The 13,606-nt window shown below is 35.9% G+C and carries 17 protein-coding genes; 1 reads left to right on the top strand and 16 read right to left on the bottom strand.

The window, feature by feature from the left end:
• Window positions 1-18: 18 nt before the first annotated feature.
• Window positions 19-897 carry an FAD binding domain-containing protein gene (locus BJ095_RS12755; protein ID WP_107935618.1) on the bottom strand — a complete coding sequence of 293 codons (879 nt, stop codon included), beginning with the start codon at window positions 895-897 and terminating at the stop codon, window positions 19-21.
• 331 nt (window positions 898-1,228) lie between these two features.
• Here BJ095_RS12755 and moaC point away from each other — a divergent pair, with 331 nt between their 5' ends.
• Entirely contained in the window at window positions 1,229-1,714 is a 486-nt protein-coding gene (moaC, locus tag BJ095_RS12750; RefSeq protein WP_107935616.1) for a cyclic pyranopterin monophosphate synthase MoaC, read from the top strand.
• Window positions 1,715-1,772: 58 nt separating this feature from the next.
• On the opposite strand, the gene BJ095_RS12745 is transcribed toward moaC, so the two are convergent.
• The 15 genes from BJ095_RS12745 to BJ095_RS12680 all read right to left on the bottom strand — a co-directional run bounded on the left by BJ095_RS12745 (window position 1,773) and on the right by BJ095_RS12680 (window position 13,429).
• Entirely contained in the window at window positions 1,773-2,282 is a 510-nt protein-coding gene (locus tag BJ095_RS12745; protein WP_107935710.1) for a MogA/MoaB family molybdenum cofactor biosynthesis protein, read from the bottom strand.
• A gap of 24 nt (window positions 2,283-2,306) precedes the next feature.
• Complete coding sequence (gene moaD / locus BJ095_RS12740) at window positions 2,307-2,540, bottom strand: molybdopterin converting factor subunit 1 (protein WP_107935614.1); 234 nt, start codon at window positions 2,538-2,540, stop codon at window positions 2,307-2,309.
• A 19-nt stretch (window positions 2,541-2,559) separates the two neighbouring features.
• A complete protein-coding gene (locus BJ095_RS12735) occupies window positions 2,560-3,000 on the bottom strand; it encodes a molybdenum cofactor biosynthesis protein MoaE (protein ID WP_107935612.1) in 441 nt (146 codons plus the stop codon).
• A gap of 20 nt (window positions 3,001-3,020) precedes the next feature.
• A complete protein-coding gene (locus BJ095_RS12730; RefSeq protein WP_107935610.1) occupies window positions 3,021-4,292 on the bottom strand; it encodes a molybdopterin molybdotransferase MoeA in 1,272 nt (423 codons plus the stop codon).
• Between the two features lie 12 nt (window positions 4,293-4,304).
• The gene (locus BJ095_RS12725) at window positions 4,305-5,321 is read right to left on the bottom strand and encodes a MoeB/ThiF family adenylyltransferase (RefSeq protein ID WP_107935608.1); all 1,017 of its coding nucleotides are present in this window, start codon (window positions 5,319-5,321) and stop codon (window positions 4,305-4,307) included.
• 6 nt (window positions 5,322-5,327) lie between these two features.
• Window positions 5,328-5,993, bottom strand: coding sequence for a molybdate ABC transporter permease subunit (gene modB, locus BJ095_RS12720; RefSeq protein ID WP_107935606.1), 666 nt, complete (start codon window positions 5,991-5,993; stop codon window positions 5,328-5,330).
• A gap of 59 nt (window positions 5,994-6,052) precedes the next feature.
• Window positions 6,053-6,829: a molybdate ABC transporter substrate-binding protein gene (modA, locus tag BJ095_RS12715; protein ID WP_107935604.1), complete on the bottom strand. Its 777-nt coding sequence runs from the start codon at window positions 6,827-6,829 to the stop codon at window positions 6,053-6,055.
• A gap of 15 nt (window positions 6,830-6,844) precedes the next feature.
• A complete protein-coding gene (gene moaA, locus BJ095_RS12710; RefSeq protein ID WP_107935602.1) occupies window positions 6,845-7,858 on the bottom strand; it encodes a GTP 3',8-cyclase MoaA in 1,014 nt (337 codons plus the stop codon).
• 20 nt (window positions 7,859-7,878) lie between these two features.
• Window positions 7,879-8,475 (bottom strand): molybdenum cofactor cytidylyltransferase, encoded by a 597-nt coding sequence (gene mocA / locus BJ095_RS12705; RefSeq protein WP_181418065.1) that lies wholly within the window; start codon window positions 8,473-8,475, stop codon window positions 7,879-7,881.
• Window positions 8,468-9,517, bottom strand: a complete 1,050-nt coding sequence (locus BJ095_RS12700; protein ID WP_107935598.1) for an XdhC family protein — start codon at window positions 9,515-9,517, stop codon at window positions 8,468-8,470. Before BJ095_RS12700 ends, mocA begins: the two co-directional genes overlap by 8 nt.
• Before the next feature lie 236 nt (window positions 9,518-9,753).
• A complete protein-coding gene (locus BJ095_RS12695) occupies window positions 9,754-9,945 on the bottom strand; it encodes an ABC transporter permease (protein ID WP_107935596.1) in 192 nt (63 codons plus the stop codon).
• Window positions 9,946-10,171: 226 nt separating this feature from the next.
• On the bottom strand, window positions 10,172-10,426 hold the full coding sequence (locus tag BJ095_RS12690) for a hypothetical protein (RefSeq protein WP_107935594.1): 255 nt from the start codon (window positions 10,424-10,426) through the stop codon (window positions 10,172-10,174).
• 322 nt (window positions 10,427-10,748) lie between these two features.
• Window positions 10,749-10,925 carry a hypothetical protein gene (locus tag BJ095_RS19080; protein WP_181418064.1) on the bottom strand — a complete coding sequence of 59 codons (177 nt, stop codon included), beginning with the start codon at window positions 10,923-10,925 and terminating at the stop codon, window positions 10,749-10,751.
• Between the two features lie 814 nt (window positions 10,926-11,739).
• Window positions 11,740-12,564, bottom strand: coding sequence for a hypothetical protein (locus BJ095_RS12685; protein WP_107935592.1), 825 nt, complete (start codon window positions 12,562-12,564; stop codon window positions 11,740-11,742).
• A 259-nt stretch (window positions 12,565-12,823) separates the two neighbouring features.
• Window positions 12,824-13,429, bottom strand: a complete 606-nt coding sequence (locus BJ095_RS12680; RefSeq protein WP_107935709.1) for a YpjP family protein — start codon at window positions 13,427-13,429, stop codon at window positions 12,824-12,826.
• Window positions 13,430-13,606: the final 177 nt, after the last annotated feature.

Raw genomic sequence — 13,606 nt, 5'->3', positions numbered from 1 at the left:
CTCTCCTCCCTTATGCTTCTACTCTTTTGCAAATTGGCTTTGAAGCTCTGCCACAATAAGATTTGCGGCTACTTTTTTACGATAGCTACTTGATACAAAAGCATCTTCAGCTGCAACAAATTCTTCTGCAACAGTTGAAAAAATTGTCTTCCAATCTAAATGGATAGCATTTCTACCAATAATAAGCTGCTCTGTTTTTTCTAAGCGCATCGGTTTGTTATCACCACCACCGACTGCAAGCTTAGCATTTATGATTTTACCTTCTTCATCCCACTTTATTTTTCCAGATACAGTTAATATCGCAGCAGTAAAGGTTTCTCTTCTTCCAACTTTCCGATAGAAGGTGTGACTTTCCAGCATATCCCTATCTAGTGGAATCAATATATGACTTAATAAAAAATCACTGTTCGAGGTTTGTTGGAACCAATCCCATATTTCAATCTGTTTTACTCCCTTCACATCCTGAAATACAAGCTTTGCACTTAAGGCACTCAGGAAGGGTATTAAATCACCTACTCGCCCCATAATATTGCCTCCGATTGTGCCACGATTTCGAATGCCCGGTGCAGCAATCGATTTTAATGCAGTACAGATGATCGGAAACTCTTTTAAAATTTTATGAGTTTGATAGCTCCCAAGCGGAGTGAGTGCCCCTATGGATAACTCTCCCTTATGCTGATCAAATTGAATTGATTTTAATTCAGTAAGCTGTTCGAGACTTATTATTTGTTCTGGGGTTTTCCGACCATTCAACCACTGTAACTGTAATAAAGTAGCGCCTGACACAAATTCCCCATTTAATCCATAATGACTTTTTAGCTCCACCGCTTTTTCGATTGATGTAGGCATCAATATTACAGGTGACTCAGCACTCAATGTATCTACTTGATTAGACATGTTTTATCCCCCTTTTGGCATTTGGCAAACAAATGTGAAAATCATCGGTCCAGATATGTATGTAAGTAATAATTATTGTTTTTGTAGTAAAATTAATCAAATAACAAACGAACCTCATGTAATATTATCTAACATCTTAACAAGGAATTTTTTGGTTGTCACTAACAAATTTTCCTAATAATCAGAATTATTTTAGTGAAAGTAACCAAATCTACTTATCTCTCTAAATAATCGTGTAATAATACATAACATATTTTTTAAAAATCAAAATTTCCATTCTCAATCTAGCTGAATTTCTTTATACTTAGAGACAACAATTGGGAGGGATTAGATGTCAAAATTAACGCATTTCAACGAACAAGGAAGAGCTCAAATGGTCGATATATCTGAAAAAAACGAGACTGTTAGAACAGCAATCGCCCACTCCTCAATCAAAATCAACAAAGATATCTATGAAGAAATAAAAAACGGAACAAATAAGAAGGGTGATGTCCTTGGGGTTGCTCAGATTGCTGGCATTATGGCTGCAAAACAAACCTCCAGCATCATTCCCATGTGCCATCCCATTTCTTTAACAGGTGTCAATATCTCATTCGATTGGCAAATAGATGAAAAACAAGCACAATATGAAATTACCATTGAAGCTGAAGTAAAAACAAAAGGTTCTACCGGAGTAGAAATGGAGGCGTTAACTGCCGTAACTGCTACTGCGTTAACGATTTATGATATGTGCAAGGCTGTCGATAAAAATATGATTATCGGACCAACCATGCTTATGAAAAAAACTGGCGGCAAAAATGGTGAGTTTCTTCGCTAAAGGAAATATACAAAAAAGCCAAGCTCTCATGATTTTCATAAGAACTTGGCTTTTATGCTTAGTTATCTTTTTTTAGTTCATTCACTATATGTACAAGCTCTGGTAAAATTAATTTTTCCATAGCAAGCTTTACGGCACCTGTTGAACCCGGAGTTGAAAAAATAGCTGTTTCATTTGCAATTCCTGCAATAGCTCGAGAAAGCATACTGGCTGAACCGATTTCCTCATAGCTTAATATGCGAAATAATTCTCCAAAACCAGGTATTGGTTTATCTATTAACTCCTCGACAGCATTAAAAGTAACATCTCGATGTGATATACCTGTTCCACCATTCGTTAGAATAACATCCACATTACTATCAAGAATCCCTGACTTAAGTGTAGATGCAATATCTTCTATTTCATCCTTAATGATTTCATATCTCGTAATTTCAAAGAGATTTTTTGATAGTTGCTCACACATCACTCGACCACTTTTATCGGTTTCATACGTTCTTGTATCACTAATGGTAACAACCATCACTTTTACATTCTTTAATTGAACCTTCTTATGCTCTTCTATACTCATCGTTTCAGTTTCCTCTCCTTGCATTCATCCACCGCTAACAGGTGGAAGAAAAGCAATAATATCACCTGACTTCACGATGTCATCTCCATTTGAGAATTCTTCATTTACAGCCGCTATTACTTGCTGTAAATCAACGTTAGGATAAATCGATTGAACATATCTTTTCACTTCCTGTACAGTCGCTTCAGCACTCTCCATCATAAGAGAATCAGAATCAATTTCTTCCTGAAGTCCTGCAAAGAATAATATTTTAATCATATTCCACCTCAATTATTGTCTATTCGTAAGAAACCTTTTGAAGCTGATCACCAATCCATTTTGTTCCATCTTCCCAATATTCTTTTTTCCAAATTGGCACCATTTCTTTTATTCTTTCTATAGCATACTCATTCGCTTCGTAGGCTTCTTTTCGATGAGGGGAGGAAACCGCAATTACTACTGCTACATCAGAAATTTCTAACCTTCCTACACGATGTGTAATAGCTGCAATCGTTCCTGGCCATTTACTTTTGATCTCCTCACCTATTTCAGCGAGCTTTTTTACAGCCATTGATTCATATGCCTGATATTCTAGATATAGTGTTCTTTTTCCATTAGTTAACTCACGCACCGTTCCGATAAATACGGTAATCGCTCCAGCATTAACTGACTGAACTTGTTGAATGACATCATCCACAATGATAGGATTATCTACTATCGAAAATAATTCAGCTTTCATTTATAACACCTCCAAAAATTCTAGGTTAAGAAGAAGCACTCGCTTTGCCCTTCCTCTGATAACAATAAAATATCTACCAAACTTCCTTTTTCATAGCCGCATTTACTTGGAGGAAGCAGAACAAGCGAATCTGCACCTACTAATGAAGTAATAGAGTTAGACATATTCAAACCGTTTGAGAAAGCAAATATATCGGTCCCTTCTACTTTAACCTTTGCTCGGATTAGCTGAGTAAAGTTATTTGGAACCAGGAAGTTCTCCGTTAATATAGCCTTATGTGTATTGAGATAGGGCTGTTTATTTCCTAGTAAAGTTCTAAGGACAGGCCTTACAAACAACTCAAAGCCTATAAAGCTAGCAGAGGGATTTCCTGAAAGTCCAAATAAAAATTGATTTTTCACCTTAGCAACTGTCGTTACACTACCAGGTCGCATAGCAAGCTTATTAAATAATACTTGTGCACCTAAGAGTTCATATATTTCTGGTAAATAGTCAAAATCTCCAACTGAAACACCACCCGTGGTAATCAATACATCAACTTTCTCTAATGCCTGCTCAACTGCATTAAAGCTTTGCTCCAAATCGTCCTCTAATTTGCCTAGAAAGACTGGAGTGGCACCTAACTGTTCAATCTGAGCCATCAGCATATAGGAATTACTATTTCTGATTTTTCCCGGAGCTAGTGGCTCTTCGACATCTAACAGCTCACTTCCTGTAGCAAGGACACCCACTTTCGGTTTCGCACCAACTAGAACCTCGCTATAACCAAATGTCGCAAGCAAGCCGATGATTCCCGGTGATATGCGCTCTCCTTTTTTCACTAGTTGCGAACCCTCTGTAATCTCAGCTCCTTTTTTAAACACTTTTTCATTTTCTGCGATTTGTTTATCAATCGAAATATAAGACTTCCCGTCTACCATTAGTTCCTTCACATGCTCAAGCATAATAACAGCATCACAGCATTTTGGCATTTCTGCTCCTGTCATAATACGGACTGCCTGATTATCACTTACCTCACCCTGAAAAACTGCTCCTGCCCCAATATGTCCTACTATTTCAATCAGAACCAGTTTCATCTGGTTTGCATTTATCGTATCTTTTGCTCTTATGGCAAAGCCGTCGTATAAAGAACGATCAAAAGCTGGCACATCTTGATTAGCCCTGATATCCTGAGCCAAGTACCTCCCACTAGCCTCCATTAAAGGTACACGCTCAGCAACACCTGTACACACATCACCCATTATTTTTTCGATTGCTTCTCCGATTGAAATAGCTTTTCTAGCTGTTAGCATGTACTTCACCTCTTAACCTATTAAACTATAATAAAGCTTTTTCGCCTTTTGGATATCATCTATTCCATGGATAAAAACTCGTCCATCCTGGAAGAAAACAAATCGGTGATCCTCATATTCACAGCTGAGTAAGAATGGATTCCGTTTAACATTTAGCTGTTTGTTCAGTTTATATTCCAATAAATCTAAGCTGAAATTTGTATTAGCTGGCGGTCTTAGCTGCACCGTGTTACGGCCGCATAGTACCGAGGTTTTTGTTTGAGAATCATATTGTAAATAGGGATAAGTAGCGTAAGCTCCACAGGATAAGCACTCCTCCCTTTTTGCTTTTTCAACACGAAACGTATAGTGTTGGTTTTTCCATAAATCTACCGATAAAAAGGTCGCTCGAAGTGCAGCAAAATCCCCTACTAATAGCTTCATGCATTCAGCCACCTGATACACTGCGATCTGTTGCACAATCGGATTAATAACCCCAACAATATCGCAGGTAGCACCTGACATTGGTATTTGTTTTAATAAGCAATGCAGACACGGGGTTTTACCTGGTAGAACCGTATAGGTCATGCCATAGCTCGACACACAGGAGCCGAAAATAAATGGAATCTGATATTTTTGAGCTAAGTCATTTAAAATAAAACGAATATCGAAATTATCCGAAGCATCAAGGATGACATCTACGTTTTCTAGATAAGGAAGTAAATTGGTTGCATCAGCATCCATTACAAGCTCATTAATATTAACTTCGCTATTTATAGCAGATAATCTTCTTTTAGCAGCAACTACCTTTGGAATTTCCTCCTCACAATCCGCTTCACTATACAATTGCTGTCTATGTAAATTGCTTAGCTCCACATAGTCACGGTCAACAATTGTCAACGTACCGATTCCTGCACGAACCAGCATTTCTGCACTGGCACTACCTAGAGCTCCTACACCAATAAGCAGAACATGCTTTTCCTTAATATTACTTTGTCCTTCAACACCTATAAAGGAACACATTTCTTGTTTATAATATCGATTGTTCATCTTCGATTAGTCCCTTCTATTTTCTTTTGAACGAACAAAATATAATAGGATAAAGGATAAAAGCATCATTGTAAGCACCCAAGCCCATGCAAAAAACATCTCTCCATTATCAATAGCCATATAAATAGCCGTTGGTACGGTCTGAGTTACACCAGGAATATTGCCAGCAAACATTAACGTTGCACCAAACTCTCCTAAGGCTCTCGCACCACTTAGTACACATCCTGCGAGTAAAGCTTTCTTCGCAAGGGGCAATGAAACCCGAATAAATACCTGCCTTGAATTTGCACCTAAGTCTATCGCTGCCTCTTCTATTCCTTTTTGAACCCCTTGAAATCCTGCTTTTGCTGTTTGAAACATTAATGGAAATGCAACAACGCTAGCCGCAATCACTGCCGCATACCATGTGAAAATTAAAGACTGTCCAAATATCGACTTGATGATATTACCTATAGGACTTTGATTGCCAAAAATGACTATTAACAAAAAGCCTATGACAGAGGGTGGAAGCACTAAAGGCAACATAAAGAGCGTTTCAAGGAGCACTTTAAATTTAAAGGCCTTTCTAGCAAAAACGAATCCTAGTAATGTACCCAATAGGATTACTAGAGTACTTGCAGCAAGTGTTACAGTTATCGATAATTGAATCGGTTCCCAAAACTGATTCCACATATTCTTCACTTCTATTCCTAATCAAATTCGATTTACCAATAAATCCTGTATAACTAGATTTAAGGAATGAGGGTAAATCCGTATTCAACCCAAATCTCCTTGGCTTCTTCACCTTGTAAAAATTCATAAAACTGTTTTGCTTCTGATAGGGAATCCGTATTTTCTAAAATTCCAATTGGATACGTAATTAAATCATGACTAGCAGCATCAACAGTCTCAATTATCTGTATTCTATCCGAGCTAATGGCATCTGTTTTATAAACAAAACCTGCCTCAACATTTCCAGTTTCCACATATGTCAGCACCTGTCTTACATCCTTTGCATAGATAATTTTATTCTCAATTTTGGACCATAGATTAAAGTGCTCCAAAGCTTGTTTAGCATAGGCACCAGCTGGAACAATAGAGGGTGTCCCAATTGAAATTTTTTCAACTTCAATAGAAGCCAAATCTTCAGTTTTATCGAGCGTCACATCTCCTGACTTTCCCGTAATTAAAACAAGCTCATTGCTTATAAATGTTGCACTCTCTTGAATAAGACCGAGAGAGTTTAACTTTTCAAACTTGTCATTGGAGGCGGATAAAAAGAAATCCACTGGAGCACCCTGTTCAATTTGCTTTGACAGGGAGCCAGAAGCTCCAAAATTAAATTGTATATCTATCTCTCGATGATTCTTTTTAAATTCATCCCGTAATTCCTCTAACACATTTTGTAAACTTGATGCCGCAGAAATGGTTAATACTAGTGAATCATCGTCTTTTCCTGAAGTGCTTTGGGAGCAGCCCCCCATTATAGCTATCAAGCATATAAAACAAATCTTAACGAGCTTTTTCATATAAATCTCCTTAAACTAGCCGCCAATATATGACATTTCGATTTTCTGCTTGGACGGTTGTTTGCTCAATTCAACTCTTTGGTCGGAGTAACGGTCCTCTCTTTTATTCCAAAGTTCTGAGATGAAATCAGTTAACTCTTTATTTGCTAATGCTTCATCTCTAATTTTGCCAACTAAATCCGTTCCTTCTGTTGCAAACAAGCATGTATAGAGCTTTCCATCGGCAGAAATTCTTGCTCGGTTACACGTTGAACAAAAGCTTTCTGTAATCGATGAAATAAAACCCACTTCTTTGTCCGTATTCTTATAGCGATAGCGTTTTGCTACTTCACCAATGTATTTTGGATTTATAGGTTCAAGTGGAAACATTTCCTGAAGGGTATTGAGGATTTCTCTACTAGGTACGACCTTCTCTAAATTCCAGCTATTTGTATTTCCAACATCCATGAATTCAATAAATCTCAACGTATAGCCCTTTTCAAAGCAATACTTGGCAAGAGGTAGGATATCTCCATCATTTACACCTCTTTGTACCACCATGTTTATTTTAATATGCAGTCCGGCAGCTGCTGCTTGTTCTATGGATTTTAGAACTCTTTCCACAGGGAATTTACGTCCATTCATCTGGCCATAAGTTGTTGAATTTAGACTATCTAAGCTCACATTTATACGCTTCAGCCCGGCTTCCTTAAGCTGCTTTGCATAATGACCTAACAAAATTCCATTGGTTGTAAGGGCAACATCCTCTATTCCTTGTATGCTGATGATACGTTCAATCAGCTGTGGTAATTCCTTTCTTAAAAGAGGCTCACCACCTGTTATTCGAATCTTTTTTACACCTAGGGAGCTGAAAATTCTTACAAGATCCTCAATTTCGTCAAAGGTTAATAGTTTTTCAGAAGGAAGAAACGCATAATCAGCCCCAAACACTTCCTTTGGCATGCAATATGTACAGCGAAGATTACATTGGTCCATAACAGATATTCTTAAGTCTCGGAGTGGTCTCTTTAAAGTATCTTTTATAGTCATGAAGCTTCACACTCCTCTTGTTATGATTTTAGAAGCAATTCGTAATCCTGTGGGGTATCGATATCTAAGTTCAATTTTGTATTTTCAAAGTCTACATAAAGCAGCTTTTCTTCATTTGCTTTAATAATACTTTTTCCACCCTCATCCCCACATAAGGCATGAAATTTTGAAAAAAGACTTTTATCAAATAAAATCGGGTGCCCGGGCTGCATTGAGTAGCGCGGACGAACAATTTTCGAGTTCCTCAATTGCTTAAATTCTCGAATCAGCTTTTGAATGACGTCTTTTGAAGCAAAGGGCTGATCTCCTAAAAAGATTAAAACACCATCTAATTCATCCTCTATGGCAGTTATACCTGCCTTTAAAGAGGAGGACATCCCCTTTTTATATTCTGTATTGTGGATTATCGTTATCCGATTTGAAAATTCACTTAATTCACTTTGTAATTGCTGGATATGCTCTCCACCGACAACAATAATCCTCGCGAAATCCATCTCAACTGCCAGTGATACGGGGTAATGGATTAGGGGACGATTTAAATAAGGTAAAAGTAACTTTGGCTTCCCCATTCTTACAGATTGACCAGCCGCTAAAATAATAGCCCCTATTTTACACATGTATTTTCCCTTTTCCATGTAAATGATTTTGAATACGTCCTGCTCTTAAACTCATTAGCTCTGAAACAATACTAATAGCCACTTCTTCACTAGCTTCTGCACCAAGGTCTAAGCCTACTGGTGAATGTATGGGAGCACTTAATAAGGAATACCCAATGTTTTCGAGCATCTCATCTGTCCGATAGGCCGGCCCCAAAACTCCAATATACTTCGGACTCTGTTCAATGGCGAATTTAAGACTAGCTTCATCCTTTTCTTGATGGTGATTCATAATAATCCACCAGCAATTAACTAGCTCTTCCTTTGATATATTTTCTAAATCCTCAGTAATATGGGTGCACCGAGGAAAATATTGTTCATTGTTAAAGTGAGCACGGCCATCTAATACCGTTACTGCATATCCTGCTTTATTTGCTAGGTCAGCTACTGGAATAGCATCTCTCCCTGCTCCTGCAACAATTAATCTCTCACTTGGTTTTACTACATCTATATAATATCGTTGATTGTCACTTGATAGAATTGCCGCACGAGTTTGCTTATTCTTTACACTCATTGCGTAATCTACTACTTCTTCTGGGAAAATACCATTATAGGAAACTTCATTATTTCGAGCTTCTATAACATCCATTTCACCATTCTTCATATCTATTATAAGAGTAAAAGGAAGATTTAGGGATAATAATTGATCGATTTTTGGGAAAAGTGGAATTTGTGGCTGTATTGGAAGAAAGATAAACTCAAGGTTTCCTTTACAACCGATTCCCAAGCTCCAAATTTCAGTTTCACTTAGGTCATATTGTAAAGTCATTACCTTTTTATTTTCAAATACTTGCTGTGCCCATTCATATAAGTCATTCTCTAAGCAGCCTCCGCTAATCGTCCCGACCATTGCTCCACCAGAAGTCATAAGCATTTTCGTCCCAGGCAGGCGATAAGCAGAACCCTTTGCAGCAGCTAGAATTACTAAAACTGCTTGCTCATTATTTCCATGCGCAAGGCGTATATGGCGAAAAAGCTCCTGAAATTCTTGCAATCTAGACATAGAAATAGCCTCCTTCACCAAAAACTTTTCATTATATTAACAAAATTCTAAATTGTTAGTCAACAAAAAGATTGGATTTTTTGGGAATGAGTGTATACGTAAACTAACACAGTTATGTTAATTATCTATTTTTAAGCAATAGAAAAGGCGCTGCTCGTATTACCATTACTCGCTGAGCAGCGCCTTTAATCAAATGTGTCTAAATCATCATACAATTCAAGTTGTTTTTTCAATTGTTATGTTGCCTCCCGTAGAATTTGTTTGTTGTTTTCAAGTAGTTGTAAAATTTGTTGCAAAATCTTTTCTTCTGTTTTAGGAGATGAATTGACCTCCTTCATAATAATTTTGTTTAACTCCAAAATTGTGCTTACGTCGAGTTTATGTTTCTCTGCTAATTGAAACGCTCGCTCTAACTGACCGGTTATCATCGGCATCCTCCTCAAAAAATGTTATACATTCATTTTACCTTGAAATGAAATATTTTTCACTATTCAAAACAAAATAAATTATTTAATTGTAATTTACTCATTTTATGCAGAAGTTATTCATCATGTCCCTGCAGTTATCTCTAATGAATTAATTCCAATTGGACAAAAAAAATACATTGCTAAAAAAATAATAACCACACTCCGCTTGAAATGTGACTTAAATATTTTAGTTATTTGGTTTTACTCGGCTTCTCTCATATTCACTAATTTTAATTTCGGAGTCAATAAAAATTCGATCAAGCTGTTCCGTAGTTAGATTGTATTTTTCGCACGCATACCGAATGACGATTTCATTATATTCATGCTTATAATTTCGTCCATCATCCGTAAGCTCCCCATACTTGGCGCGAATATCTTTATAAATATGACCATTTTCTAAAGTATTAATATAAGCCTCTGTATCCGCATCGCGCGTTAACACCCCTTCACACACCCCCTTCCTTATCATAATGCCATTCAAAAAATTTGTATGTAACATTTTTTTGATAAGTTTGAAAAATGCATAAAAATAAAAACACCCGTAACTAAACGAGTGCACTGTTCTGATTTTATACAGCTGTAAATATTTAGGAATTACTTATCTGATGTCACTAAAATTCTATTAACAGTTATAGAACCTCACTTTTTGCAGCACCAACTTTTAGTGATCCGTTCAAAATTAAATGTGCCATAATTAATATTACACTAAATAGTATCTTAAATATTTATCTAAATAATACAAAAATAACATTTTATATAATCCATTAATTTAAAAAAGGTAATATAAAGAAAAGTAATAAAGACATAAATAGAATTAGAGCGACTAAATATCCGAAAATCCTTAAAAATACAGGTAGCTTCTTCAACGAAATTTTATCTGGTATCCCTATATGTTTTTTCAAATAATCTACCGCATCATTAAAAGAATTATTTTTATCCATTTCGGTCACTCCCTTTCTATATTTATTAATACAATTTCGCAACTTATAAAATTTTGTATGCTCAATCTTTACGGATAAGTCATCAAAAAGTTTCAGTATTCATTAAAGTTATGAGGAGAATAAGCCTTAACTTTTAACTGGTATGAAAATCGCGAATTTCGAGCTTTGAGCTCTTGTAGGAGATACTTCAATAAATATTAACTTCTTCAATACGTTGATATATCAACATTTCCATGAAGAAGCACCCGTAACTGAATGGATGTTTTAGGATAACCATTCACAGAGTATTTTTGGTCCAGAGCACGTTCCAATTTGTTATAGAATGTTTTCAATTTGCAATACCATTTAGAATCAATGTTTTTATAAGTCTTAGGTTTCAAACTTTTTCATATTTAGTATATTAGAGTAAATTTTGCTTGGTAAAGCAAAACACTACAAACGAACCATCTAAAACTCTTCTAACTTTAATGCACCTTTTGCGATTTCACCAGATTTTGAGACGTAGATAAAATCCCTAGCAGATTACGTTGCATAGCTTTTAACATCTGACTCTTCATAACTACCCCAAAAAAATCCAACACACATTCATATTTTAATTACAGAACTAATGATTTTATTTTTCAATAAGAAAAAACCAGGAAATAAATACCTGGTTTTACTGCTTAATGACTGCGTATTAAGATTGAAATATATTTATAATGGTGTAGAAATAACTAGGGATGGTATATTCTTCAGAGTATGATTTACTTAACTATATATCTTTGTAAAATCATCCTATTCATAGTGATGGCTCCAAAAATTTATTTTAAATCGTTTAAATACTACTATCTTTTAAAAACCGTATACTATCTATTTTCCATGCATCTGCGGGGGAAAAACGGACTAAGTAAATATTCCCTTTAAAGTATTTTCTTTGTGAATTATCACTCATCCATTCGATTTCAACTGGCACTTGAAGACTTATTTCATTTACTAGATCTTCAACAGGAAAAATAGATATGTTTTTTAAATTTATATTTTCAATCGATTTAATATACTCTTTCCAGTCAATTTGCTGATGGGAAATGATTGAGATTATGCGGGAATCCTGCTGCTTAAATCCGGCTACATATGCATTAATTAATTCATACGGGTCTGCGCTGGCAACATACTCTTGAAGTTTGCCTGCTGCTTTTAAAATCATTAGTTTATGGGATAAATCCATAGAGTTTGTGCTGTGGGTCTTACTTCCATAAAAATGGATGCAAAAATGACCAGGAAAATTATTTTCTAAAGCACCAGCCCCATGTGGCATCCCATGCATTGAAGCCGCAATCCATTGATCGTGATGAATGACAATAATAGCTCTTCGCTTCCAGCTCCATTTGCCGCCATATATCTCTTTCATTATTTTCGTATCTTTCGAAGTCAAGGGCTGAACGTCCGCATGGCGGTTTCCTGCACGTCTCTGCACCTTAAACATTTTCCCTGTCTCCACATCCAATACTGTAAACTTGCTGTACTTTGGCAAAATCCCATTCGCTTTTTTCCAAGGGAGCATTTCTATCTGAATACCCACACCTTCTTCATTTGCTAAAACACTGGAACAGTTTATGAACAAGGTAATTGTTAAAAGAATGACTGTAATAACAGCTCGCATATATTCCACTCAATTTCATTTTATTTTAAAGATTTTTAGCATACAGAAAGTTTTCCTAAAATAGTTTGGATGTATTCATCAAGAACGATAAATGTGTGACTAATTAAAAAACCCAGCGATAATTAGATTTTGGGGTACAATTTGGGGTATATGATATTTTTGCCATTTTCACATCAACTAACAATAAATGTTAATTTCTTCAATATGTTGATATATTAACAATTTCCATGAAAAAAACACCCGTAACTGAACGGGTGTTTTAGGACAACCATTTCGGCGGTGTATTTTTGCTCCAGTAAATATCGCCTAATGAGTGGTGTGAGATGAAATTGTCTTCAGATGTGTGATAATGGAAATTATAGTAATAGCCTTCTTGTGGTCGTTTTTCAGTGCGTACATGGAAGCGAATTAAGTCTTTACCGCTTGTCCCATCTGAGATATTGAAAATCTTCTCGTTGTACTCGCCACTTGGCTGATTTGAAATTGCTACATATTTAAAGGAATCATTATCAAGGCGTGATAATGTTAGGTCGAGTACTTCTTCTAATTTCGGGTAAATTCTTTGTTCGAATTCATCGCTAATAACAGGTGCTATTCTTGAACCAAATTTTATGTATGATTGTTCTTTTGCTGCGACTAAGATAGGTTCTAGATCAGGTGTATCAATACTTTCAACTTTGGAAAAACTATCTTCAACTATGGTTGATGATAGTTCTGTATTATTACTTTCGACATTACTACCCTGAGAACCGTTATTGGAATGGTTGTTCTCTAAACTATCCCAAATTTCATGATTCGGAGTTATTAATCCAAATGTTAATAATGCTACTGTTATGACTAGGGTTTTCTGCATCCATTTTTTCATGAAATCACCTTCAATATCGCACAATTTTGTAAAAACCTTCTATTAATTAGTACGTTTAAATCATTAAAAGGTTTCATCTTTTACTATTTCATTGTACAATAATATTGTAAATAAAGCGTGTTTTTTTTATCAAGGGAGGTTTGCAATATGGAAATCGCAGCAGGATTTGGTTTATTA

It is taken from the genome of Ureibacillus chungkukjangi (assembly GCF_003217295.1).
Classification (GTDB): Bacteria; Bacillota; Bacilli; order Bacillales_A; family Planococcaceae; genus Ureibacillus; species Ureibacillus chungkukjangi.
Note: the sequence above shows the minus strand (reverse complement) of the source record. Positions and strands in the feature narration are given on the sequence as shown.